At 46.4% G+C, this 25270-nt stretch carries 19 protein-coding genes; 10 read left to right on the forward strand and 9 right to left on the reverse strand.

Annotated features, from left to right (window positions below):
- Window positions 1-18 precede the first annotated feature (18 nt).
- Window positions 19-2244, forward strand: a complete 2226-nt coding sequence (locus V7051_RS13845; RefSeq protein WP_333875734.1) for a sensor domain-containing protein — start codon at window positions 19-21, stop codon at window positions 2242-2244.
- Between the two features lie 318 nt (window positions 2245-2562).
- Window positions 2563-2913 carry a hypothetical protein gene (locus tag V7051_RS13850; RefSeq protein WP_333875735.1) on the forward strand — a complete coding sequence of 117 codons (351 nt, stop codon included), beginning with the start codon at window positions 2563-2565 and terminating at the stop codon, window positions 2911-2913.
- Here V7051_RS13850 and V7051_RS13855 read toward each other — a convergent pair.
- The 4 genes from V7051_RS13855 to V7051_RS13870 all read right to left on the reverse strand — a co-directional run bounded on the left by V7051_RS13855 (window position 2896) and on the right by V7051_RS13870 (window position 7851).
- Window positions 2896-4527 (reverse strand): GTPase family protein, encoded by a 1632-nt coding sequence (locus V7051_RS13855; protein ID WP_333875737.1) that lies wholly within the window; start codon window positions 4525-4527, stop codon window positions 2896-2898. The two genes, V7051_RS13850 and V7051_RS13855, sit on opposite strands and share 18 nt — an antisense overlap.
- A complete protein-coding gene (locus V7051_RS13860; protein ID WP_333875739.1) occupies window positions 4524-5720 on the reverse strand; it encodes a DUF697 domain-containing protein in 1197 nt (398 codons plus the stop codon). The genes V7051_RS13855 and V7051_RS13860 overlap by 4 nt, the downstream gene beginning before the upstream one ends.
- 246 nt (window positions 5721-5966) lie before the next feature.
- Complete coding sequence (locus tag V7051_RS13865) at window positions 5967-7502, reverse strand: GTPase family protein (RefSeq protein ID WP_333875741.1); 1536 nt, start codon at window positions 7500-7502, stop codon at window positions 5967-5969.
- 85 nt (window positions 7503-7587) lie between these two features.
- Window positions 7588-7851: a hypothetical protein gene (locus V7051_RS13870; protein ID WP_333875743.1), complete on the reverse strand. Its 264-nt coding sequence runs from the start codon at window positions 7849-7851 to the stop codon at window positions 7588-7590.
- Between the two features lie 257 nt (window positions 7852-8108).
- Between V7051_RS13870 and V7051_RS13875 the strand changes: the two genes are divergently transcribed.
- Together V7051_RS13875 and V7051_RS13880 are read left to right on the forward strand one after the other, a co-directional pair.
- Window positions 8109-8420, forward strand: a complete 312-nt coding sequence (locus V7051_RS13875) for a DUF5132 domain-containing protein (protein ID WP_333875746.1) — start codon at window positions 8109-8111, stop codon at window positions 8418-8420.
- The gene (locus V7051_RS13880; RefSeq protein WP_333875748.1) at window positions 8417-8956 is read left to right on the forward strand and encodes an HMA2 domain-containing protein; all 540 of its coding nucleotides are present in this window, start codon (window positions 8417-8419) and stop codon (window positions 8954-8956) included. Before V7051_RS13875 ends, V7051_RS13880 begins: the two co-directional genes overlap by 4 nt.
- Window positions 8957-9107: 151 nt before the next feature.
- On the opposite strand, the gene metK is transcribed toward V7051_RS13880, so the two are convergent.
- The 5 genes from metK to V7051_RS13905 all read right to left on the reverse strand — a co-directional run bounded on the left by metK (window position 9108) and on the right by V7051_RS13905 (window position 16610).
- A complete protein-coding gene (gene metK / locus V7051_RS13885) occupies window positions 9108-10292 on the reverse strand; it encodes a methionine adenosyltransferase (RefSeq protein ID WP_333875750.1) in 1185 nt (394 codons plus the stop codon).
- Window positions 10289-13351, reverse strand: coding sequence for a cation-translocating P-type ATPase (locus V7051_RS13890; protein WP_333875751.1), 3063 nt, complete (start codon window positions 13349-13351; stop codon window positions 10289-10291). Before V7051_RS13890 ends, metK begins: the two co-directional genes overlap by 4 nt.
- Window positions 13352-13398: 47 nt before the next feature.
- Window positions 13399-14397 (reverse strand): sodium:calcium antiporter, encoded by a 999-nt coding sequence (locus V7051_RS13895; protein WP_333875752.1) that lies wholly within the window; start codon window positions 14395-14397, stop codon window positions 13399-13401.
- Between the two features lie 136 nt (window positions 14398-14533).
- A complete protein-coding gene (locus V7051_RS13900) occupies window positions 14534-15175 on the reverse strand; it encodes a DUF4145 domain-containing protein (RefSeq protein ID WP_333875754.1) in 642 nt (213 codons plus the stop codon).
- 1204 nt (window positions 15176-16379) lie between these two features.
- Window positions 16380-16610, reverse strand: a complete 231-nt coding sequence (locus tag V7051_RS13905) for a helix-turn-helix domain-containing protein (protein ID WP_333875756.1) — start codon at window positions 16608-16610, stop codon at window positions 16380-16382.
- A 292-nt stretch (window positions 16611-16902) separates the two neighbouring features.
- Here V7051_RS13905 and V7051_RS13910 point away from each other — a divergent pair, with 292 nt between their 5' ends.
- The 6 genes from V7051_RS13910 (at window position 16903) to V7051_RS13935 (ending at window position 24918) form a co-directional block, all read left to right on the forward strand.
- On the forward strand, window positions 16903-17214 hold the full coding sequence (locus V7051_RS13910; RefSeq protein WP_333875757.1) for a hypothetical protein: 312 nt from the start codon (window positions 16903-16905) through the stop codon (window positions 17212-17214).
- An 11-nt stretch (window positions 17215-17225) separates the two neighbouring features.
- Window positions 17226-18641 (forward strand): AAA family ATPase, encoded by a 1416-nt coding sequence (locus tag V7051_RS13915; RefSeq protein ID WP_333875758.1) that lies wholly within the window; start codon window positions 17226-17228, stop codon window positions 18639-18641.
- Window positions 18642-18753: 112 nt separating this feature from the next.
- Entirely contained in the window at window positions 18754-19074 is a 321-nt protein-coding gene (locus V7051_RS13920; RefSeq protein ID WP_333875759.1) for a hypothetical protein, read from the forward strand.
- Between the two features lie 68 nt (window positions 19075-19142).
- On the forward strand, window positions 19143-19892 hold the full coding sequence (locus V7051_RS13925; protein ID WP_333875761.1) for a metallophosphatase domain-containing protein: 750 nt from the start codon (window positions 19143-19145) through the stop codon (window positions 19890-19892).
- A gap of 239 nt (window positions 19893-20131) precedes the next feature.
- Window positions 20132-20971 carry a DNA-binding protein gene (locus tag V7051_RS13930; RefSeq protein WP_333875763.1) on the forward strand — a complete coding sequence of 280 codons (840 nt, stop codon included), beginning with the start codon at window positions 20132-20134 and terminating at the stop codon, window positions 20969-20971.
- Between the two features lie 965 nt (window positions 20972-21936).
- Window positions 21937-24918: a DEAD/DEAH box helicase gene (locus tag V7051_RS13935; RefSeq protein ID WP_333875765.1), complete on the forward strand. Its 2982-nt coding sequence runs from the start codon at window positions 21937-21939 to the stop codon at window positions 24916-24918.
- Window positions 24919-25270: the final 352 nt, after the last annotated feature.

Below are 25270 nucleotides of genomic sequence, written 5' to 3' on the forward strand. Positions count from 1 at the left end.
ATAACAGATGGAGTTTACATGAACAGCAAATCCACCAAACTGGATCGACAACTAAAACCACGTACCGGACCCGTGGATCGACGCTCCCACGCTCTAACCGGGCCATTGCCTCATTCTGTGGAGAAGCTGCTGCATGAACTACGGGCGCACCAGACCGAATTGGAGATGCAAAACGAAGAGCTACAGCGCGCCCGTGCCGCCCTGGAAGCCTCTCATAAGCGCTATCTCAATCTTTATGAATTCGCTCCCGTCGGCTACCTCACCCTCACGCTCGAAGGCAAGATTATCGAGACCAATCTTACCGCCGCCGCGCTGCTCGGAGTGGAACGCAACAACCTGATAAACCGGCCGTTCAGCAGTCTGGTTGCCCCCAAAGACAGCGAGCACTGCTATCTTCTACTCAAAAATATACTGAAGCACAAAAAAGAGCAGCAAATTGTCGAACTGATGCTAAAACGCGGCGATAACACCTTTCATGCCCGCCTGGACTGTCTGCCGCTAATGGCCGACGATCACCCTCCTATACTTCGCGTTACCCTGACCGATATCACTGAAAGCAAGCATACGGAAGAAGAACTGCGTATCGCCGCTGTCGCTTTTGAGGCCCAGGAAGGCATCATGATCACCAATGCCGACAAGCTGATTTTGCGGATTAACCGCGCCTTTACCGACATTACCGGTTACAGCCCCGAAGACCTCGTCGGCCAAACGCCCAGCCTGTTCAAGTCGGGACACCACGATGCGGCCTTTTATGCTGACATGTGGGAGTGCATCAATCATACCGGCTCCTGGCAGGGCGAAATATGGGATCAACGCAAAAACGGTGAAATTTATCCCAAATGGCTAACCATCACAGCCGTGCAGGACGAACCAGGAAATGTCACGCACTATGTCAGCTTACATACCGATATCTCTGCACGAAAGACCTCTGAAGAAGCAATAAAACAATTGGCTTACTACGATCCATTAACTACTTTGCCGAACCGCAGACTACTGGTGGACCGATTGCAGCAAGCGCTGGCCACCAGTACGCGCAGTAAAAAATACGGCGCATTGCTATTCATTGACCTGGACAACTTTAAATCACTGAATGACCATCTGGGACATGACATGGGAGACATCTTGTTGCAGCAGGTCGCACAACGCCTTATAGAGTGTGTGCGGGAAGGCGACACCGTGTCTCGCCAAGGCGGCGACGAGTTTGTAATCATGCTGGAAGAATTGAGCGAGAATATTGAAGAAGCTGCTATCAAGGCTAAAACCATTGGCGAAAAAATTATTAACTCGCTTAACCAAGCTTACCAGCTCACCAGGCAAGAGTATCGAAGCACCCCGAGTATCGGCATCACGCTATTTATGAATCATCAGCATGAAATAAATACCCTGATGAAACGGGCGGATATCGCGATGTATGGCGCCAAGGCCGCAGGCCGTAACACCTTGCGTTTTTTCGACCAGAACATGCAAGATGCGGTTACGGCCCGGGCCGCTCTGGAAGCCGACTTACGCTTTGCGCTGGTGAAAAACCAATTCAAACTCTATTTTCAACGACAGACGCAACACAACGGTCAAACTATCGGCGCCGAAGTGTTGTTGCGCTGGAAACACCCTGACCGCGGCTTTGTCCCGCCTGATGCGTTCATCCCATTGGCTGAAGAAATCGGATTAATAATACCTATAGGACAATGGGTGCTGCAAACCGCCTGCGCCCAACTTAAACAATGGGAAAATCATGTACAAACCCGCGATTTGCAGCTTGCCGTTAACGTCAGCGCGCGTCAATTCCATCAACCCGACTTTACCGAGCAAGTATGTACTCTGCTGGACAAGTCCGCCATTAATGCAGACCGGCTCAAACTCGAATTCACCGAAAGTCTGATATTCGACGACATCGACGACAGCATAGCCAAAATGAAGATACTCAAAGAAATCGGCGTGAGCTTCTCTATCGATGATTTCGGCACCGGCTATTCATCGCTGACTTGCTTGGCGCAGTTGCCATTCGATCAACTGAAAATCGATCGGTCTTTTGTGCAAAATATTGGCGTCAAACCTGCCGACACGGTAATCGTACAAACTATCATTGGCATGGCCAACAACTTGGGCATGGATATTATTGCCGAGGGCGTGGAAACCGAAGCGCAGCGCGACTTTCTGGAGCGGCACGGCTGCCATTGTTACCAAGGCAACCTGATCGGCGAGACTATGTCGTTGGAAGAGTTTAAAGACTCTTTGGGAATTTGAATAATAAAACAATTGCCGGCTTTTTATGTCAATTCTATGCTTGCAATTATTCAGGCTGAAATACATTCGCCACGATATACCTTGAACGATTGGACCGGACTTTTAACTGACGCTACTGTTTTAGAAAGCAGTTCATCCGATTTTCATCGCTACTGATGAGCTTGAGCAAGCCTTTGTTTTTAAATAATTAATCAACAAAATGAGCCATTGACAAGCGTAAAAACAATCTATTAAATATTCTATGTCTCTGAGGTATAGAGCTTTCAAAAAGTTTCCGCCTCAGGTTTTTTATAACCGGAAATTTCTGGAGTATTCGTCATGAAAGTTGTAGCCGACAAAAAAGCTGAAGAAGCCTCGGTTGAAAATGCAGGAACTATTAAAAAATCCAAAGTTGCATTAATAGGCGTCAAAAAAGGCGCCCTGGCAGCCAAACAAGCCGCCGCCAGAATGGCCTCCGCGCCATCGAAAATATTTGATGATGCGTTATATCATGCCTGTTACGGCATATCCTACGGTGCTGTTTTTACTTCGTTGGCCGTCGTAAAAATCCTGCCGATCAGTAGCCTGATGAAAAGAGGCTTCCACGATGGCGCTAGAATCGCACGCAAGGACTTTAAAACCAGCCAGGAAAAACACATAGCACACGAAGACTCAGCTGTAGTCAGCTGAAAAACTTTTCCTTGGGCATAAGTAAGCGGGGGTAGTTAGAGGACTTTCCCCGCCTCGTTCTACACTTTCAGGCAATTCGGCAGACGATTTTTCTGATCTGCTTAAGCTTTTTTTAGCTATATATTGCCCGGCCCGCTTGGATTGCTTCCAAAGTCTGCGCCAATAATCTTCTTTATGATATTCCTTTAGGCAGCGGAGATAGCGCACCTGCTTGGCTTGTTCGAGTTGCTGAAAAATGGCCGGTATCAGCCCTTCCCCAACATTGTATTCAAAGCCCGGCTTTAAATTGACCGGCGCAATCCGGTCGATATTCAAGCCTAATTCCGTCGTTATCGCATCCATCACCAGCCTTATTGCCTGGGCTTTTGTCGAACAAGGACTCATCACATCATAAGGCGGATTCCACTCCCTGATCGGCCGTAGCTGATCGACATGCGTCAGTGCGACAACAACGGGCGGTAAACTGCCCTTATCTTTAAGCTCAAAACAATTCTGAATAGCTTGAAGCATTTTTTTATCGGGATCACGCGCTGCATTGGTTGCGGAAATCGCTAAAAGAATAATGTCACTGCGGATAATTTCTTCTGAAGCTTTTGCAAACCAACGTTGATAGTCATCGCTGCCGTAACCTTCGCAATCCAATATAATCGCAGTTTCCAATCCGGGACGTTCCAGCAGATAAGAAGTAATGCCTTCTGTGCTGGGGACCACATCGGTTTCGGCTTTTTTGATCCCGAACAGGGTATTGATCAGGCTGGATTTACCGGCATTGGTCTGGCCCAGCACCAGTATGCGGAACGGTTCCGCCGACGCAACCGCTTCTCTACGCTTGATTTTTTCCAGTTCTTGTTGAGACCGTCGCGTCGCGTTCTCAAACATTTCATCACCCAGAACCAGATTTCCACTGTAAAGCTCAATCGCGTAATAGCCTATCTTCTTGATATAAGCGTCGATAAGCCAGCGCTTGAGGTCATCGGTGGAATGGGACAACAAACTATCGGTAGCCAGTATTCTCAGCTCGCGAACCATTGCCGATACCGGATCCAATCCGGCCGATACGATGCGAAACAAGCGATAAAGCTCACGTCCGCGATTAGCCAGGCGGTGACTGCGGACAATATCGTTCACTGAAAAAATATGGCTGCCCGGCACATTTTCCGAAAGACCAACGCGTAATTCCTGCGCCAACGTTTCGATGACTTTGAGCAGATAGGGCAGCTTAATTTCCAACACAGCGTCTTTACGTTGCGGATAATACTGCTCCGCTACAGCCTGCGTCACTTCAAGCAGGGTCTGCATATAAAATCCCGAAGAAGCCAGATCGGGATTGCTGTTTCTGTGTAATTTGGAAATCCGCTCGATTTTTTCGTAAGCTTGTTTGCTTTGAGCGGTTTTTTCGACCGATGCCGAAATATCGAGGAGTTCCAGTTCCAGATCCAGGCGGTTCAAGCGTTGGTTAACGAGCCACCAAAGCGCGCCTAATAATGCCGAAGCGATTAGCCATAAAATCAGCATTTGATTCAGCCATAACCAGTAAAAACCGGCCGCCAAAAGGATACTGAACGGGATCATTATGATAAAAAAATGTATCTGCCAGCGAGTCTTCATTTTCATTTCAACACCTTCTGTTGAATTTCATTTACATAATCTTTCAACATCGATCGCCCCTGTTCAAACTGTTCCGCATAAATAGCCCGGAATGCTTCACTTGACAACGCTTTCCCGCTATGCAAATTTTGAAAATAGACCGTTAGCGTCTTTCCTAATGCATAAGTTGTTGCAGCAGTCAGCACCGATGACACGGCCGAACCATAGACGGGAATCAGTTTGATTAATTCACGGCGGCCGAGATTGATCAGTAGGCTGATGCCGAGCGAGCTACTGATTTCAGCCCAACTTTGTCGATCCAGTTTGTAATTATAAATTGACGCTATGGTCTGAAACATTTTGACCTGAACCAGCGTCACGATAGGTATATCAACAAAGGGGATAGGAACGGCGCCAGCCACGCCTGAAGTAAGCGCATAGGCGACAATATGCGGATGCGCCGCTTTGCTGTAGACATCATGTAGTTCCTTGCGAATTTCTTTCATGTCATGAAGTATTATTGCGATGCCATGCGGCAAAGCTGTTTCCAGGCTACGCCAAAACGCTTCCAGGCCATAATTGACCGGCTGGTATCCATCTTCCGGCAACGTAAAATCAACCGCGACAAATTGAGCATCTATCCCTTTAAATAGCGATCTTTGTTTAAGCAGGGATCGGCTCAGATTTTCGGGAACCCTATCAGCCCAGTCTTCGGTATCAAACGGATAAGGACTCAAATGTTCGAAGGCCGAGTCGGGATAACCCTCGTGTAATGCGGTTTGCGCAACGATAACAGGCCAACCGGGTTTGGCTTTATGAACCAATCGGACAGCCTCCATAACAGCATGTTGAGAATGATCCATGGCTTTCATTACGACGATCAATACGTGAGCTTGTTCGCGAAAAGCTTCGATATCGCAATCCGGTTCATAATCCACTTCGCCCAGTCCCCGCGTATCCAGGAAGCGCATAATGCAATCTTGAGAATCTGGAAAATCATAAATGAATGCGGTTTTGGTACAGGCATGCATACCGTTACCTATCTGAGCGCGGCTGTCTCCAGTCAGGGCCTTAATGATCGAAGTTTTTCCCGATTGCGTCTTCCCCAACAACCAAAATATCGGCGTGGGCATAGCTGATTTTACGACTTCAAGACGCTTACTGAGTTCCTCATCATCAAGACGAGGTGTGAAGACTGTCGAGTAAATTTTTTTCCACATACGCAAAACCTCAACTCGGGAGAAAAATTTTATGATGTATAGCTTAGGCACTGAATTTATTCTTAATTGTGACCAGTCGAAGCATAGTCCTACAATGAATAAACCCTGTCATATTATTAATATGACAATGATATTAATAAAATATGACAATTTAATGACCCAAGATAATAATTTTATTCACTTTAATATAGCTATCGACCAGGACAGAGATAACTCTCTCCTGAATTTTAATGTTGCAACACAACGTTAAAACGCTTTCTTTTCGAGTACATCAAAACCTTTTTTTGCAATAAACCGGCCTGCATTTTTCGATTGCGTCCAAAGCCTGCGCCAGTAATCTTCTTGATGATAATCTCTTAAACAACGGGTATAGCGAATTCCTTTAGCATAATCGAGCTGTTGCAGAATCGTCGGAATCAATCCTTCTTCAACATTATATAGATTCCCCGGCGCTAAACAGACGGCCGCTATCCGGTCATTGCTTACTTTTAATTCTTTCGCAATTGCATCCATGGACTGACGGATCATATTCGACTTTACTGAATCGGGATCGGAAATATTGTAGGGCGGCTTCCATTCTCTCATAGGCCTGAGTTGATCGATATGCGTCATCACCGCAATAAGCGGAGGCATCTTATTTTGAGGATTTGACCTGATCATTTCATTGAGTAACTGCAACATGTGCCGGTCATCCTCCCTTGCCGCGTTAACTGCGGATATCACCAATAAAATCATATCGCAATGCATAGCCGCTTCCAGTCCTTTTACAAAGAATTTTCCGTCCTTTTGCTGACCATAACCCTCGCTGTCGAGAATAATCGCCGATTCCAATCCCGGCCGTTCAAGCAGATAAGGGATGACTCCTTCGGTGGTCGGAATGACGTCCGTTTCGGCTTTTATGATTCCGAACAAGGCATTGATTAGGCTTGACTTCCCCGCATTGGTTTGACCGACGACAAGTATTCTCAATGGCTCGGCAGACAGGCTTTCTTCTTTTTCCTTAATATCCGTTAAATCCGCCCGGGTACGACGGTCGACATGCTTTGCTAATTCATCTTCATCCAGCTCGAGATTACCGCTATATAATTCAATCGCGTAATAGGCGACTTTCTTGATAAACGCATCGATCAAACTGCGCTTGATCTCCTCGTATGTTTCTGCGTAAAGCTTGGAACTTGCGGCAGTTGCGACTTTCTCCACAATGCTGGCAAGAGGGTTATTAACCACTAACCGCAATATATGATAAAGCTCAACTCCCTGGGCAGCCAGACGGTGCCCGCGAACAATGTCCTTTAATGTAACAATGTGGCTGGCAGGAACGTTTTCGGTAAAGCCGATACGAAGATCTCTCGCCACCATTTCAATGACGGCAAGTAAATAAGGAATACGAATTTCCAGAATGGCTTCTTTCTGCTCCGGATGATAATGCTCCGCAACCGTTTGTATGATCTCCACCATGGTTTCCATGTAGAACCGGACATCGCCAGGGTCCGGATTGTCATGGGCTACCCTTGAAGAAATTACCTCTATTTTTTGCCAAATTTGATCGTTATTTATCTCGCCATCCGCAGTTGCATTCTCCTCCTTACGCTCTAATCCTTGCTCGAAGACAGGTCGCCTGGAACTGAAAAACCACCCTGCCAGCCCAAGCGTTGCAGTCATTCCCAACCAAATAAACAAAAAATGATTAAGCCACAACCAATACAGTCCGGCTATCGATATGCTGATAAGCGGCAGTGAAAAAACAGCACTTGTGATCATCCAACGCGTCTTGAGTTTCATTTGACGACTGCCCCTGCTCTATGAATCCTGCCCTCGAAATATCTTAATAATCGACTGAACTGAAATATTGCGGATGAGATCGGCGTTAACCGATAGTTGGCTTAGTGCTTACCAAGGCTCTTACTTTTTGTTCGACTACAGTCCATGAAAGAAGCAGCGGCTTACGTAAAACGTTGATCGTTAGCATATCCTTCTGAAGCAGGTAGTGAGCCTCTATTCCAAAACCTATAATCAATCCTTTTTCAGCATCGCCGGTAAACCGCAAGCCATGCTTTTCAGCTGCCTGTTTGGCTTTAATGATGAGCTCGTCCGGATGGTCGGTAATCTTAACCTTTATAGAATTTTTCATGACTATCCAAAGCACAGTTAAACGTTCAGTTTAAAATCCAATACATGTCCACCTGCTTTATAGAGCATTTCTTGACTATTAACAAACTCTTTGAGCAGGCAGCAACTAAATAATCATTTTTACAAACAATAACATACGCATAATTACTTATTGACGGAAGGAGCTATCTATAGCAATGTGGACTTAAAAACAAAGGGGCAGGCAGCCGAAACTTCCAAGTAACGACTGCCTGGTACGATTTCGACGGAAAACTGAATATGAAAATAGATGACTTTACTAAAACCGGCACTCCTTTGGGTATCGCCATCGGTATTGGAGCCACTGTCTTGGCGACAGCGGTGATTCCCGCGTTGCCGGCGCTCGCCAGAGCCGCCCGTCCTACAATCCGCGCCGCCATTAAATCGGGGATACTGCTGGCAGAAAAAGGACGAGAGCTGATGTCCGAAACCAGCGAAGAACTTGAAGACATTTTTGCCGAGGCCAGAGCCGAGCTGCTAAGTGAAAGCGAAATAGATCAGACCGAACCTGCAGAGCATGGCGAGCCGTCAACTCATAAAGAAGATTTATGAGCGGCAACGTAAACCATCCTACTGCGTACATTAAGCACCAATTACCGGGACGCGTCAGGCTGAAGATTCCGCAAAAAAGAGGCGACATCGGTTATTTTGACCGTATTGCAGAATTATTCGCCGACTGCCCCGGCATCACCCAGCTGCAACTTAACCCTCCTGCGGCAAGTATTTTAATTTGCCACAGGACGAGAACCCGTTTCTTGAAAATTGCCGAATTTGCTCAAACAAACGGGCTGTTCACGATCACTGAACAACCGGAGGAGGAGACTTTTTCGCTTCCCTATCTGCCTATACCAAAGCTCACCTCATTAAGCCTCAATCGCCTTGACGAGTCGCTGATGGATTTCAGTCGAGGCCGGCTTGACGGACGCTCATTACTGTTTCTGGCATTAGTCGGGTTGGCCGTTCGTCAGATGACCAAAGGCCATCTTCTAGGAGCCGCATCCAGCCTACTTTGGTATGCTTTTAGATTATTAAAAGAAGAAAACGAGGAAACGTTTAATCCAAACAATCATGCCGACTACGACTCCTAGTACTCAGTCAAATTTATAATGTCGAGTGAAGAAGGCTATGTGGGAGCGGCTTTAGCCGCGACAATCGCGGCTAAAGCCGCTCCCACATTAAATTATCACACGACAAAACAAGATTGACTGAGTACTAGCTCATTGCAGCCATAGGCGACTTTCATTCGGCAAGCAATTCGGCCTTGTCAGTCTTTTCCCAAGGTAAACCATTAGCGCCAAAGTGACCGTCGACGGGCAATTTTTGATAAAAGACACCGTCATTTTTTTGCGTAAGCTCTCGTAATTCCAAATTCCTGACAATGGCTCCCAGGCGGAAATCGAAGTGCCTGAGCAGCCGCTTCCGAATTTCATGATCATCGACAACACCTGTTCCTTTCGTCGTCAAATAAACACTGACCGGGCCGGGAAAGCCAATACTGTAACTCAGTTGAACCTCGCATTGTTCCGCTAGACCCGCTGCCACGATGTTTTTAGCGGCATAGCGGGCCGCATAGGCCCCAACCCTGTCGATACGTGAAGGCCCCTTGCCGCTCAAAGCCGCTCCGCAATGCCTTGCAAAACTTCCGTAAGTATCACTGTCTGTTTTTCGACCGGTCATGCCCGAGTGGGCAGAGGGTCCGCTCCGCATATAAGGGCCGTTGGGATTAATGGTAATGCGGGTCAAATTATCCGGCTTGATAGCCGCGTTTCGAAAAACCGGGTTGATGACATTGTGCCGAAGATCTTCTTCGATCAGTGCAAAAGCAGGCAGTGAATCGGGATCTTCGCAACCGATGATCAGGGTAATGCTGTCGATTCGACTCGGGACGTCATTCGCGAATTCAACTCCCACCTGGGAAGTACAATCCGGTGACAAATAATCGATCATCGCATGTCGCCTGGTTTCGGATAATTGCCTCGCCAATTGATTAGCCAAAGTAATGGGAAGCGGCATTAATTCCGGAGTATGCCTACAAGCGTAACCGAAAACCGTCGTTTGATGGGAGACGGTAACCCGGTCTATTTCCCCATCCTCAACGCCTGAGAAAATCATTTCCCGCGGTGTCTTCGATTGTTCTATCTGACTTGCCACAACGGTACATTCTTCGGCATTGAAGTCCTCAAGCCGGTAACCGACAGTCTTGATGATGGAGCGCGCTATTTCTGGAATATCGACAATCGCTTCGCTTGCAAACCGTGTCGCCAGAAATAATACGTTCTTTGACAGCGCACACTCCGACGTAATTCTGGAGGTAGCGTCTTGCCGGAGGAAGGCGTCGACGATAGCGTCGCTGATGGTATCGCAGAGCCGGTCGGGATGGCCTTCAGTGACGGATTGAGAGGTAAAAACAAAGTCAGTGATCATTTTTTATTATCCTGATTAAAGGTGTTTTTATTGATCCCTTTTATAGCTTCGTTGGCAATAAACGGCAATCCTGCGCCAGCCAGAATGGCAATCATATCGAAAACGCCTACCGGGCTCAGCCTTAGCAGCCTACGCAAAGACGGCAAAGTCACTGCAAGCACTTGCATCAATACCGACAAGCCGACTGCGGTATCGAGATAGCGATTGGGGAGACGGTTCTTTAAATCAAAAATAGAGGTGTGCTCCGAGCGGCATCGATAAGCATGCAAAAACTGAGCGATTATCTGCGACATAAAAGCTTGGGTACTGGCGTTTTGTCCGGGGCCATAGCGCAGAACGCCGTAACCATAAACCCCTAAAGTCCCGGCCGTAATGATGCATGATTCCCGAATCAATTTTGTATAGTCGCTACGACTCACAATGGCTGCATTCGGATCACGCGGCGGTCGCTTGAGCACATCGAACTCCGGCGGATCCATTGCCAAAGCCAGAGCGGGAAAGATATCGGTGATTAAATTCATCCACAATAGCTGCCTCGGATTAAGAATTTCGGCCCCGCCCAACGCAGCACTGACCAGCATCACCTCGATTTCGCCGAGATTGGTCGACAACAGAAAGTGCAGGCTTTTACGGATATTGTCATAGATAGCCCGGCCTTCGCGTATCGCAGTCACCATGGTTTTCAGGTCATCGTCTTCCAAAATGACATCGGCTACCGAACGCGCTGCATCGGTCCCTCTTTCGCCCAGCGTGACGCCGATATTGGCGGCTTTAAGCGCCGGACTATCGTTAATGCCGTCACCGGTCATCGCAACAACCTTTCCGTTACGCTGCAATGCCTCCACAATCAGCAGCTTGTGAGCCGGGCTCACGCGGGAAAAAATTGTGGTGCGATTCACCAAACCCGCAAGAACCGAGGGATCCAGTTTGTCCAGATGACCTGAATCGATAATTTCCAGCGGTTTATCAATACCATTCAAGCCCAGCCTTTTGCCGACAGACAAAGCCGTCGAGCTTTGATCGCCGGTAATCATCACCGTTTCGATACCGGCATCATGGAACTGGGCCATGAGCTCTTCCATGCCGGAGCGGATCACATCTTCCATGCCGACCAATCCCAGCCAAATGAGAGTTTGCTGTTGATAGCCGCTTACATCCCCGGTAATGCAATAAGCTACGCCCAGCACGCGCAAAGCATCGGCGCCAAGCCTTTCGTTCCAGGTTAAAATCGATTTGCGCTGATCCTCGGACAAAACTTCCAGGCGACCATTGATGCTGCATCTGTGGCAAAGTTCGAGGACCTCATAAGGGCTGCCTTTAACGGCCGTAAAAAATCCCCCGTCTTCCAAAGCATGAACAGTAACCATATAAGGCCGGTCCTCGGCTCGGTAATCCACTTGTACAGCAGGGCGACTCTCTCTTAAAAAATGGATGTCTTCGCCTGCATCGATCGCTATCTGGAGCAGTGCGTTCTCTGTAGGCGAACCTCGCAAGAAGCAGGCGCCCATTTCAGCAGGCGTCGATTCATTACAAAGCACCAGTACTTCCATCATGCGCTGCAAGGTTTCATCCGTCCGGTAAGGATCGATTTTAGCGTCCCCTTGATAAAAGCCGCCCTCCTTGACTTTAATGCCGGTTTGCACGGTTTGCAGCGCCACAACGCTCATTTGATTTAGCGTCAGTGTTCCGGTTTTATCAAGACAAATGACCTGTACCGAGCCCAGATTTTCAACCGCAGGTAACTGGCGAATCAGCACTTTCCGGCTCTTCATCGCCTTGATTCCAAGCGCAAGGGTCGATGTAGCCACTGTCGGCAACCCTTCCGGAACCGCAGCGACCGCCAGGGAAATAGACGACATCAGCATTTCCAGTAATGGGCGGCCGCGCAAAAGGCCGACAACGAACACCAGTACGCAGATGCCCGAACTAAGCAAGGCCAGCTGCATGCCCATATCGTCGATTTGCATCTGCATCGGCGTTACCGGCGTTTTTGTCGCCCCCACCAGATCCTGAATTTTGCCGATTTCGGTATACCGGCCGGTGGCAACCGCTATCGCCCGGCCATTCCCGCCGGTCACCGTCGCTCCCATATAAACCATGTTTTGCCTATCGCCTAAAGCGGTATCCTCTTTGCCCAGGTACTCGTGGTTTTTGACGACGGGAAGACTTTCGCCGGTTAAAGGCGATTCGTCCAGGGTTAAGCGATGGCTGTCCAACAAACGGGCATCGGCGGCGATATAAGAGCCTGGAGCCAGGGCCAATATGTCGCCTAACGCCACCTCCGACATTGAAATTTCCAGTTTCTTTCCGCCACGAATCACTGTCGCTGTTTCCGGAGTCAATTGACCCAAGGCATTAATAGTTTTTTCCGCCGATTTTTCGGTCACAAAACCAATCGTTGAATTGACCAAGACAACGATCAAGATAACGGCTGCATCTGCTACGCCTCCAGTAGCCAATGAAACAACCGCCGCTACACCGAGCATCGCCACCGGAGCGGAAACAAATTGCTGTAAAAACATTTGCAAAGAGGATCGCCTGACATGTTCGGATAACAGGTTATATCCGTACTTTACCAGTCTTTGTGCGGCAGCCTCTTGAGTCAGTCCTTGTTCACTACCCTGTACAAAGTCGATGACTTGAACACCTGAAAACGTATGCCATAGCTGTAGCGGCTGAGTTGGATATTCTGTGACTTCAGGTCTTCGCCGCGCTTTTTTAGGTTTTCGTTCGGTTATCTTTTTCGGCGGACGATCGATGGTTTCGGTATGGCGAATGATCGGATAGCCCAATTCCGCTTCGAGCAATTGAGCAATACCGGCAGGCATTTCACGGGTATTGTGGGGCGCTGCATATTCAACCAGAAGATTACCCGTCAACGTATTGGCGCGCACCAGTCGGATTTCATCAAGAACTATTAATCTCGATTCCAGATTCGCGCGCATGCGATCGTTCCGGTATAGACCGGGCACCTTGATCCGTGTTCGTCCCGCGACACGATCATTAACAATCAGCAAATAATGTTGCGGCTTGTTATCTTGCGTAACGGAGTTTGTCATCGTTGCATTCAATAATAAACTTTACAAAAACCATCGCATACGCTCGATCAGGCGGTTTGACCATTGATAAACATGAAGTACGAATTTATCAACAGGAGCAATAATAATACCCAGCTAATTACGCCTATCATTTTCAATATGCGTTGCTCAGGACGATAAAACAAACCAATGATGGTAAAACCCGTCATGATTAATGACGTCACCACCGATACGGCATGGACCGGTGAGATCTTGGAAAAAATCGGCCCGTTTTTGTAGACTATATCTTCAATCGCAAGCACTGCGTTATTCATCAGATTATTTCCAAAAATACCGCCGATAGCCATATCCAGGGCATGGATTTTAACCGCCGTCACCGCAACAGTCATTTCCGGAACGGTAGTGATGAAAGCAACCAGCAAGGTACCTACAAAACTTTCTTGCCAATGCATAATCATCGCAATTTGCTTTGCCACCACCGGTAAAAAAATACCTGTAACTATAACGACTAAAGCCGCGGCTATATATCGTACGATAACGGCGCTCAGCGAAAGATGCGGAAAAGCATCGGGTTCTTTTTCGGTATATAACTTGATCTGATGGCTTTCGTAACTGAAAACCGTATAAACGGCGACCAGATACAAAACTAATATGACGGGACTGAAGACACCGACATGACCGAATGCCAAGGCTTCCCCGTTCAATGCCATATTCATCCCCAAACCATTAAAACCGATCATTACAATACCGAATCCGGCGGAAAGAATGTGTCCCTGACTGGCTGAATGATAAATAGAATCCCTGCGATACAGCAGATCCAGGATCACGATAATAGCCAGATTAAAAATGCAGGCGCCAAAAATAGCACCAACCGCAAGATTGGGTGAATCGGCAATAGTTACCGCACTGATTCCGCTGGCTAACTCAGGAACGGAAGTGACTATACCTATCAACAAAAAGCCTATCCAGTTGCCGCCTAAGCCGGTTTTATCGGATATGGCGTCACCATAAACGGTCAATTTGACGCCTGCAAAACCCACCAGCAAGAGACAAGCAAAAAACTGCAACCAAACAACAGTTATACCGTTAATGATAATGGCTCCTCAGCTATTAAACCTCTTGTTTCATACCGGCCATTCAAAAGCCAACCGACAAAATCAAATTTAATTCGCCGCATTTAACGCGACAGAACCCGGCGTAAAATTAAGTCTCAAACCTATCGTGTTTTTCGGCAAATCTTTTAATACTTTCCGGAAGCTGCCCGAAGAGGGACTGAAGATGCACTGGCCTTGATATTCTGTCCTCAATAATAAAGTTAATGATATTAAACAAGTTATAAGGGATTTCCGATGTATTGCTTATCTCAATATCATCAGGATCAATCGCATTGTTCCCTGCAATGCCGCAAGACTCGAGAGCTTGCAGCACCTCAACAGGCAATCCTTTCTCAACAAGACTTCCGATATCTTTGTTGATATTTTCACCTTCTTCCCCAAGCGTAATCATCACTTTTTGAAGCGCAAGTTTCAGCAAAGCCGATGCGGCTCTGGGAGAAATATCAACAATACCTCTTGCCTCGTCATAGTCCGCAACACACTCTTGCGGCATGTCTATATGAGCCGGCGGAACAAGCGCTACTGAAGGGACTATCATGCGCTCATCGTACCAGTACGACCATTTTTTGCAGTGTTCGCAAACGCAATATTCAAGGGGTTTATGAATAGAATACCCGGCGTGCAATTTATTCCAGCAATAAAAATTCTGCCAAGAATGTACGGAATAGACAGCACAATGAATGCAATGAAACTGAAGCTTTTTATATTCCGGTGGATAGTAATTCTGCATATGAATTTCCAGAAACTTATCGTTGAATGATTAGATGTGGGTGGCGCCCCGCTGATTACATCGAAAGCTGACTGGGTTATTAAGTGCAATTGCGGTATTCATAACAATCATGAATAGCTGATTTATGGGACTGAAATAAAGTAAAGATGAAAGAGATAGAGATTACTTATTTATCTTTCATTTTTAATCAAAATACACGTTCTTGGACGCAATAAGAATACGTATGAACGCCTATTAGTAGGTAGGTATTACTTTGAAAAGCTCGTAGCTGGGCTTTTACACGGCTTCGGCCCAACCGGACTATACGGTGACAAACGGTCGATCGGAACATTGAACCGATCTTGTCGTTTTTGTAATACTCAAACACAACAAGAATCTAAAAGGTCTGCCGACGTTTTGACCGATGTGTTTAACGTTAGCGTTCGATAGGATTACGCCTTTTTCTCTTATGCGTCCTTAGCCATCGATTCTAGATCATGTGAATGATGGATGCTCGCGGGGCAAAACTTCCGTTTATGTCCCAAAAACTCCCGATTACAGTCGCTTAACCGATGCTGATAACACAAAACACAGCGATTTAACCGACGCTGGTAACGGCAATAAGCCCACATTACCAAGCGGTCCAGACGATCAAACTGAGCTTTGTTTTCTATAGCTCGCATATATTGTTTGACATGTAATACGGCATATAGACGCCGCGCTTGATTTATTAAGGTATCGTTATCCATTTTAATTACTCCCAAGTTGTTACTTGTTAATAACGGCAAAGGGTCTCACCGGGCAACAGGGCTCCTAGAACGGTTAAATTCACCTGAGAGTTGTTATGTATATATTTATTATACAATAAGTATATGAATAAAAAGGATAGTTTGTTATTTTTTTAAAAAATACTTTTATTTTAATGTAAATAATTGCTCTTATTTCTACGAAATTCTTTACAAAAAGATAAAAGCTCCTGTAGCTAATAAGCTCTGATTTATGCGTTGCTATAGTGGCCTTAAACTATCCAGGAACATATTAATTGACTTTAAGGTTGTGTGGGTTTCGTCACAGTCAATTGGATGTGCCCAACTTTGCTACAGAATAACTCTGCTTGTATCAAGAATAATCTATGATTTTTCTCCATTACCTTCTTTTGTCCGGTAGACTTAGTCTGACATTTTTCTAACCTAGAAGATGTTGCAAATTAATAAATATCAAATTATCACTCATCTGGAAATATAAGAAGTTCAGTTGGGCTTATTTCTAGTGTTTCAGCGAGTTTACAAATATTTTTCAACGAAATATTTCGAATTCCTCTTTCAACGCCACTAACGTAACTTCTTGCTAAGCCGCTTTCCAAAGCAAGTTGCTCTTGAGACCATGACTTTTTTTCTTTTCTAAGACGACAAAGTCTTTTGCCAAATTGTACACAAACATCTTGATTATCGATCATTTTCTTTAGTACACACTTGATTTCATTGAAGCGATACTAGAAATCACACCTCTTTAAGTCCACAGCTAATAAGAGCACTCACTAAAAGTTCACGTACTATAAGTTTCATTTTTTAGTTTTTCTGATTATACTAAGCACATATTGTTTTATTTGTAATGCAGCTCAGGCATCAGTTTTTGGTGTGTATTTATTATTGTAATGACTTGTCAAAAATTTTAATTTAAAAAAAAACATAAAATAATGATTATTATAACATATTTAATATTATCAAATATTAATAAAATTAGTATATATGATAGAAATATATGATTGGTCGATTAGAAAAGTTGTATTCAAACACTGCAATTTCTATGAGTCATATTTGGTCGGTTATGCGCCTGATTGTCGCAGGCTTGATATTGCATGCATCAAACGATTTTATTTAAAAGAACAGCTGATCTGTTGCAAGAATAGAGACAAATTGTATTTACTATACGGCAGCTCTGGACTTACTGATGAAGCCGAAGAAATTTGGAGTGGTTTTAAAAAAGTCAGCCGCATCATTTATGAAATAGACATAACCGATAAATACGATAAATCAGAGAATGAGCTGAATCACCAATAAATGACCTATTTATGTATTCGCACGCAAAAAATAATAAGCTCCGGCACTATTTAAAACATAAAGCCGCTGTTAATGAACCGGAAAAAGAAATCGATTCCTCGCAAATGCCCGATGTCATTGAAGTCTTTGATATCGACAAAATGCATGCCGTGCTCAATATTCACGAGAAAAGAAGTAATTTATATCGAAATCATCAGCGCTACATTGATTATTTGGGTGAAACGGATGGCTTTTTAACTTTAGCCATCTTACCCAATGATATCCCTGAACAGCTTGAGCAATTACGCATGTCATTTCCAAATTTCTCTGATGCTATCGATTTTTACCGTCAGCAATTTGCGCTGGCGCAGCTTTCGGATCAAGTGATCTTTTCGGCCAATCCACTGTTATTGACCGGTCCTCCCGGGGTTGGGAAAACAGCCTTTTGCCATGAGTTGGCCAAGCTGGTTTCCACTCATTTCGAACTGATCAGCTTATCCGGTATCACGGCGGGGTTTGTATTGGGTGGGATGTCATCGGGCTGGTCGGAAGGCAAGCCGGGACGCATTGTGGAAGCCTTGGCTCGCGGTCACAACGCAAATCCATTAATCGTTGTTGATGAGATCGACAAATCCGGCGGCGATCAACGCTATGATCCGCTAGGTCCCTTATATCAATTATTAGAAAAGGAAACTTCGGCCGCCTTTGTCGATGAGGCCTTAGAGATTGCCGCCGACTGCTCCCATATCGTCTGGGCAGGGACCGCGAACAGGGCCGAGTCAATTCCAGAGCCCATCCTCTCACGCTTTACCGTGATTGAAGTCAAACGACCCACACAAAAGGAAATGGAAAAAGTGTTGCGTTCGATTTACCAGAAAATCCGGCAAAATTATCCCTGGGGAGAGCAATTTAATGAGGATTTATCGTCGACAGTCGTCAGTAAAATCATTGAGTGCGAGCTAGAACCAAGACTTGTGCAGAAAGAGTTGATCGCTGCCTGCGGCAATGCCGTTCTCAGAAACTCAGCTGGAAAATCCTCGGGCAATGGCCGATATGACATGAGTCCAGAGGATTTCAACCCGCGTGATAGTGTTAAACCCAGAGGAAGAATTGTGATGCCTATTTTTAGTGTAGCCCCAATCTACGAAGAACCTAAAGAAACAATTGTGCGTTGGTCTATACGCGAAGCGCTATTCAAGGACTCCCATGATAAATCCCGCCATTTAATCGGCTACATAGCCCGAAAATGCGCGGGCCGAGTTACGTCCGCGATCCAGTCGTTCGATCGCGAAACGATGCGCATTAAAACGACGAGCGGGCGCATTTACCAGCTCGAAGGTCAGCCCGGTTTCGACCCCGACGCGGAATATGTCTGGGCGCAATGGAAAGCACTGAATGAGGTTCGAGATGAGGTTGATGTGACTCACGAATACCGACTGATGCATTAACCTAAGATCATGATGGGGCATTAAGAACCCCTTGGTGAAAAAATGCTGGATGGAAAAACCATCGCTATTGCATTCGAAATAAAAATATCACTTTTAATTTGAGGATAACACGATGACTATTTATGCCGTCGATCCCCCCGACGAATACCCGGAAAACATAATCAGATGGTCTGTGCGAGAAGTGTTGTGCTGCGGCTCGGAAGAACGGACGCGGCATTTAGTGGGCTATATTCCCCTATTGCGAAGTGGCAGGGCATCAACGTCTATTCAAGCTTTTGATCGTGAGCGAATGCGTATCTCGACAAGCAGTGGTCGGGTTTATCAGTTGGAGGGACAACCTGGCATTACGAGTGATGCTGAATATGTTTGGAAATACTGGAAATCAGCCAATGAGGCTAACGATGAAATTGATGTCAGCGATCAATATTGTTAGCGGTAGGAAACTAAATCTTTTGTTGTGCGACAAAAATTAAAATGTTGCACAACGTTATGGAAGCAATCATGACAATCTGTGAAGAAAACGAGAGCTTAACAATAGAAGAGAGCCGTGTGCAGGCGCGAAAAGAAACTTCAGTTCAGGTCCTGTCTAATGCAACAATGCAGCTGACATCTAAGCCCAGCCAAGGCATGCGCATCGTTTGTCTTTCCGACACCCATTTCCCACCCCAGGCTTTACAGGTCCCGGAGGGCGATGTATTGATTGTTGCCGGCGATGTCTGCCTTCGCGGTCATGACTATGAACTTGAGCTCTTTGACCGTTTTCTGGGGCGGCTGCCCCACCGGCACAAGCTGCTGGTGGCCGGGAATCACGATTGGGTGCTGGCTGACGCAGGCCGTGAAGCGGCCAAATTGCTGGTTAAAAACGCGATCTATTTGGAAGATAGTGGCGTTGAAATAGAGGGAGTGAAGTTTTGGGGCTCCCCCTGGCAACCTGAGTTTATGAACTGGGCTTTCAATCTGCCGCGCGGACCCCAGCTTGCCAATGTCTGGGCCAAAATCCCCAATGATATTGATGTGCTCATCACCCACTCGCCACCCTGCGGCATCCTGGACCAGATCCCTAGCGGTGAACACGTCGGTTGTGATGACTTACTAGCAGCCTTACAGCGGGTCAGGCCCAAAGTACATGTTTTCGGGCATATCCATGAGGGCTATGGGGTGCTGAAACACAGCGGCACAACCTTCATCAATGCTTCAATTTGCGATGATAGGTACCGGCCTGTCAATGCACCGATTGTCATCGACTTATAGCGTATCGAGGTAGAAAACCAACGATTCTCAGTTGTTTTACGTCTAGCAAGAACATACTCAGGTTGGATTCTACATCACACTCTAAGTCAAGCCCTTCCTGGATTTTTCATAAAGGTTGCGAGAACGGCCAAGCTTAATATTATGTAATTATCATAATAACATAATTACGTAATTATTTGATTTTGTTATAAAATATTATGGTAAGCTTGATCCAGCTCAACTTGATTAGGACCTATGAAATGGCCAGCTCTAGACTCACTGAAGAAGAAGTTCACGCCGCCTGTATCGATATGGCCGGCCAGGGCGAACGGCCCACCGTTATAAAATTGCGGGGACAACTGGGAAGAGGTAGCATGACTACTATCACCAAGTACCTGAACAGCTGGAACGACACGGATCAGGCACAGGCAATTAAGGCTGAAGCGCTCCCGGCTGTGGTCAACCTACCTCGGGAGTTGGCCACAGCCGGGGAGGACCTAGTCAAGAAGGTATGGCATGCCGCCAAGGCCATCGCTGACGCAGAACTTGAAATCCAACGTGAAGCCTTGAAACAGGCGGAAGTAATCAATAAGGCCAAGGTTGAGGAAGCCTTCAAGTTTTCCGAAGACCAGGAGGCGAAAATTGAGCAGATTGAGGATGCTTTGACAGCCATGAAAAAGGATCTCTCCAGTAAACACCTGGACCTTACTCAAATCACAGACAAGCTCAATAACGCTGAAAAACTCAATATGGGGTTATCGAAAGATAACGAGCATCTGACCCTTTCCATTACCGACCTGAAACTGAAAATAGCCGATCTGGAAAAACTAAATGCCGCACTGGCTGAGAGAAAGCAGTCCTCACAGGAAATCTACGACAAAGCGCTAAAACAAAAAGATGCTGAACTTTTTGACAAAAATGTTGAGCTTGCAAAATTGAGCGTTCGTTATGAATCTGTCGCTCTGGAATTGACAGAAGTTAAAGTCGATTTGGAAAAGGTCAGCAAAGCCGCTGCCGCAGCAGGGAGTTTGATTTCCAACTTAGAAGGCCAGCTGAAGGTTTATCAGTCATTAGATAATTCACTAGTTAATCAATCTTAACTGCTAAGTGTTGTCGCCGATCACGAAATGGCTACGGGTAACGATCTCAGGTTGACCAGAGTCTAAGAGTTTTAAGGTTCTTGGCTTAGGCATCGCTGTGATTAGTCCTACCTTGGAAATAGAACAACAAAGTCGGCCTAACTTGATGTGACTAATAAAATTATAATCAATTATAGTTCTTTATAGTTTTTGCAAAAAGAATGAAAATTTCAAGCCGCTGTCTGCTCGTGTTGATATTTTTTAGAACTAAATTTGCGAACCACGAACACCAGCTATCGACAAGAAATGGACGTTGGTTAATATCGGGTAACGATCTATCGCTGACCACCGTGACCGGCAGCAGTCGGCCAAAAGCGGACTGCTGCGTACAGTTTTGAGTGACAGCAATTGAATGGGTAACAGTCTTCCATGTTAGCTATACATGCTTGATTGAAAGACCTGACCCCCGACTTTCTGACCCCCGGCTTTCCGCCGGACGAAAGGGGCGGAAACAGATAGACCAAGCCCACGGTAAGCGGAATCCTGTTCTCTACTTTACCCGACTTTTGCTTATGTACAACAGTATTTTCCAATCCAGGCATGGGCTTAAGCGAAAATATTTTGTGAGTAGTTGCTCAGGCGACGCTTTGTTGGGATTTGTTGATTAATTGAAAGAGTTCAGCCCTGGCCTCGTTGAGATGTTGGGCGGCGTCATTATCGCTGCATTCGGTGGCCAATGCGTCCGAAATCCAAAACAACTTAAGTCCTAGGAAACCGATAATCAAGATAAAATAGCCGCATAAGATTTTTGCATTGAGGCGACAACTAGTGCTTAATTGCATTAATTCGAATCGTATTCTTCAGATAATTTATTTATAAATATCAATTACTTAATTTGAAAAATAAAACATCTAATTTTTGCAATTAAACACTAGATTGACAATTTCCGTAAATGTATTCTCCACTGAAAAAAGGATTGAATGTAGATGCAACAAAAAAGCCTTGCATACGCCAAATATTGGCGCATCTGTTTAGCCGATGCCGATTTAGGCAAAGGTACACTCAAAAGAACAGATATTGAAAAGCTGAACCTGCGCCCGGGCATCGAACTCCAACATGGGCGGGTGGGTGCTGAACTTATCCAGGAGTTTTTCCAACAGACTGGTCAAGACGTTGATGAAGTAGAAATCACCATCCGTCCCTACATTTACCATTCCCATCTTGAGCATGGAAGAGCGAGATCAAGTGGAATTCCCGAAGTTGTTACGCCCATAGTCAGTCAAGCTGTGCTGGATCGTCAAGGGAGAATTTATCCGAACGAAAACACTGTCATCCCGCGTGATATTTTGGAACCACTTGACAAGGGCTCCTTTGCGGTTGGGGCTGTGACAGACTTAGACGTGTGGTTGACTGACCACGATGTGCCTAAATTTGACAAACAGACGATTGGCAAACGCGATGCTGACGAATGGCACCATGAACGTTGGTTAGCATATTTGGATTACTGCAAGGCGATGCTCAATAAGGTCGCTGCAGGCTGGCCGGAGGAAACGGCTCCATTCCAGATGGACGAATGTTGGACCATCGTTAAAGATAGCGACGTGGTGGGGGCGAGCACGCACATTTTGGCGCTCTACGATAACATCAGGACCCAAGCACCATCTTCCCCTCTATTCGAGAAATACACTTCGGAAGATATTGAGTCGCCAGAACCTTGTTTATCACCCGGCTCAGGATTTTCTCTTCGACTTGGACATTCTTCAGACACCCACCCATTGGCGGATGCGCAGCGCGATTCTTTGACGCACCAGCTTGTATCCAAACACGGTGAGATATTGGGAGTCAATGGCCCGCCAGGTACTGGTAAGACAACGATGTTGCTATCGGTTGTTGCTTCGCATTGGGTTCGCGCTGCGTTGGATGGCGGCGATCCGCCTGTGATTGCCGCAGCATCAACAAATAACCAAGCTGTCACAAACATCATCGACGCTTTTGCCAAAGATTTTTCGACAGGCGTCGGGCCGTTTGCAGGGCGCTGGCTGCCCGACATCAAGAGTTTTGGCGCGTACTTTCCATCAGCGAGTAAAGAAAAACAGTCCACCGGGAAGTACCAAACACGATCATTTTTCAGCACTGTTGAGGAACAGAGCTATTACACCCGAGCTAAGGATGAGTTTTTGAAGGCCGCAAATACTGCATATCCAGACCTCATTCAGCCTTCAGTTAAGGACATTGGTGCTCAGCTACAAATGTTGATTCAGGGCGCCGAAAGAAAATTGAAGGCCATCGAAACAGCATGGTCCCCATTGCAGTTGGCTACACATGCAATGTATGAGGAGCTTGGCACATCGCCTGCTGAAACCCTTGCAACGCGTCAAAGCGCGGTCTCTGTCAAAGATGACGCCTTGAGTGAGTACAAGGCATTGATGGATAGGTGGGAAAAGTTCCTCGGGAATGAGTCATGGTTATACACGCTGCTGTCGTGGCTGCCCCCCGTAAATAGAAAGCGCCTTTTGCTCGCAAAGAGCTTCTTAAAAAGGTTATGGCCGGTTCCTTTCCCTGATAAACAGTGGTCTAGCGTCGATCAATTCACGAATGAAATACAAATCAATGCTGACGGCATAAATGAGGAACTGACAGCCCTCAAGATTGATCTCCAGCGTGGCAAGAAGGTGATGAAGGCACACAGTGACGCTGTAATTCAATGGGCGAATGCCACCGACTGCCTAGGAATGGAGACTCCCCCCGAATTAAGGACATTGGCCGCATGTGACAAAGTGGCAGATACTTCCATTCGATTCCCTGCATTTCTTCATGCAACCCATTACTGGGAGGCGCGTTGGCTCCTTGAAATGGAGGGGGCACTTAATACATTGGCAGAAGAAAAAAAGAAAACAGGTGCTGTTGCTGTCACAAAACGCTGGCGCAGGAGAATGATGTTGACCCCTTGTGTGGTCTCAACTTTTTTCATGCTGCCGAAAGAGTTGAAAGTCAACCGATATGAACGTAACAGCAATGCATACGTACCCGACTATCTCTACGACTTTATTGATCTCTTAATTGTTGACGAGGCGGGGCAAGTGTTACCTGAGGTAGCGGGCGCATCTTTTTCACTGGCTAAACGGGCTCTCGTTATTGGGGACACGCTCCAAATCGAGCCCATCTGGAGGATGACGCCACAGGTGGATATCGGGAACTTGATTAAAGCCAATATCATGGAGCACGCTAATGTTCAGGCCAACTACAACAGAATTGCAGAACTTGGAAAATCTGCAGCATCAGGTAGTGTTATGGAAATCGCCCAAAAAGCCACTCGATATCACTATGACAAGGACTTGGCGCGAGGCATGTTCCTTTACGAGCACAGACGCTGCTATGACGAAATCGTGGGGTACTGCAATGCTCTTTGCTATCACAACAAGCTGATTCCGAAGCGCGGGCCACGTGGTTTAGCGCCAGGATTACCTGCAATGGGCTATCTTCATATTGACGGCAAATGTGAGCGTCGTGGCGGCAGTAGGGCCAACAAGATTGAAGCAGCGACCATCGCAGAATGGATCGTTCATCACCGAGACGGGCTGGAAGCCAAGTATGGCAAACAAATACATGAGATCATCGGTGTGGTAACACCATTTGGTGGGCAGGTCGCCGCTATTACTGAGGCATGTGTGGATCGCGGCATCCGTGTAGGTAAAGAAGATGGTGAGATGACCGTCGGCACCGTTCATTCCCTGCAAGGGGCCGAACGTTTGTTGGTGATTTTCTCCCCAACTTACTCTCGGGACGCAGACGGCGGATTCATGGATCGCAGCCCCAGCATGCTGAACGTCGGTGTCTCACGAGCTAAGGACAATTTTTTGGTGTTTGGCGACATGTCCATTTTTAAACCCGGCGATTTAGGCTCCCCTCGCGGGCTGCTTGCTTCATTCCTCTTTGCGGAAAAGAGGAATGATATGAACGCGAGTTAAAGGGACAGAGTTCGATATTTCTTTCAAACCATTTCCCCCGATTATTTATTTCAGCCCGCTCCGGTCAGCGATAGCGTAATCGGAGGTATGTTGGCTTCGAAATGTGCGATTACGCAAGCTAATCGCACCTACATTTTGATGACAGCTTTTTACAATTTCTTGTCGTTGCATATTGACTCATTTTTGGCGGCTTAGGGTCGGTTTTGTCCTTTCGGGTTTGACAGAGCAAGTTCGGCCACTAGTTGACATCCGAAGCTTTGCGCTCAGTGTCGGTAGGGATTCAATGAGCTGCCATTCAACGTTGAATGTAATCGGCCTCGCGCACCTTGTGCGCGAGGTCCGTGTTGACCTA

This window comes from Methylobacter sp., assembly GCF_036845245.1.
Classification (GTDB): Bacteria; Pseudomonadota; Gammaproteobacteria; order Methylococcales; family Methylomonadaceae; genus Methylobacter_A.

What these genes read in the sequence shown, in the direction of transcription:
- V7051_RS13850 (WP_333875735.1), top strand. Translation starts at nt 2,563, where the DNA reads ATGAAAGTTGTAGCCGACAAAAAAGCTGAAGAAGCCTCGGTTGAAAAT.
- V7051_RS13870 (WP_333875743.1), bottom strand. Translation starts at nt 7,851, where the DNA reads ATGAAAAATTCTATAAAGGTTAAGATTACCGACCATCCGGACGAGCTC.
- V7051_RS13920 (WP_333875759.1), top strand. Translation starts at nt 18,754, where the DNA reads ATGACTATTTATGCCGTCGATCCCCCCGACGAATACCCGGAAAACATA.
- V7051_RS13880 (WP_333875748.1), top strand. Translation starts at nt 8,417, where the DNA reads ATGAGCGGCAACGTAAACCATCCTACTGCGTACATTAAGCACCAATTA.
- V7051_RS13910 (WP_333875757.1), top strand. Translation starts at nt 16,903, where the DNA reads ATGATAGAAATATATGATTGGTCGATTAGAAAAGTTGTATTCAAACAC.
- V7051_RS13890 (WP_333875751.1), bottom strand. Translation starts at nt 13,351, where the DNA reads ATGACAAACTCCGTTACGCAAGATAACAAGCCGCAACATTATTTGCTG.
- V7051_RS13855 (WP_333875737.1), bottom strand. Translation starts at nt 4,527, where the DNA reads ATGAAAATGAAGACTCGCTGGCAGATACATTTTTTTATCATAATGATC.
- V7051_RS13905 (WP_333875756.1), bottom strand. Translation starts at nt 16,610, where the DNA reads ATGATCGATAATCAAGATGTTTGTGTACAATTTGGCAAAAGACTTTGT.
- V7051_RS13875 (WP_333875746.1), top strand. Translation starts at nt 8,109, where the DNA reads ATGAAAATAGATGACTTTACTAAAACCGGCACTCCTTTGGGTATCGCC.
- V7051_RS13935 (WP_333875765.1), top strand. Translation starts at nt 21,937, where the DNA reads ATGCAACAAAAAAGCCTTGCATACGCCAAATATTGGCGCATCTGTTTA.
- V7051_RS13900 (WP_333875754.1), bottom strand. Translation starts at nt 15,175, where the DNA reads ATGCAGAATTACTATCCACCGGAATATAAAAAGCTTCAGTTTCATTGC.
- V7051_RS13930 (WP_333875763.1), top strand. Translation starts at nt 20,132, where the DNA reads ATGGCCAGCTCTAGACTCACTGAAGAAGAAGTTCACGCCGCCTGTATC.
- V7051_RS13860 (WP_333875739.1), bottom strand. Translation starts at nt 5,720, where the DNA reads ATGTGGAAAAAAATTTACTCGACAGTCTTCACACCTCGTCTTGATGAT.
- V7051_RS13845 (WP_333875734.1), top strand. Translation starts at nt 19, where the DNA reads ATGAACAGCAAATCCACCAAACTGGATCGACAACTAAAACCACGTACC.
- V7051_RS13915 (WP_333875758.1), top strand. Translation starts at nt 17,226, where the DNA reads ATGTATTCGCACGCAAAAAATAATAAGCTCCGGCACTATTTAAAACAT.
- V7051_RS13865 (WP_333875741.1), bottom strand. Translation starts at nt 7,502, where the DNA reads ATGAAACTCAAGACGCGTTGGATGATCACAAGTGCTGTTTTTTCACTG.
- V7051_RS13925 (WP_333875761.1), top strand. Translation starts at nt 19,143, where the DNA reads ATGACAATCTGTGAAGAAAACGAGAGCTTAACAATAGAAGAGAGCCGT.
- metK (WP_333875750.1), bottom strand. Translation starts at nt 10,292, where the DNA reads ATGATCACTGACTTTGTTTTTACCTCTCAATCCGTCACTGAAGGCCAT.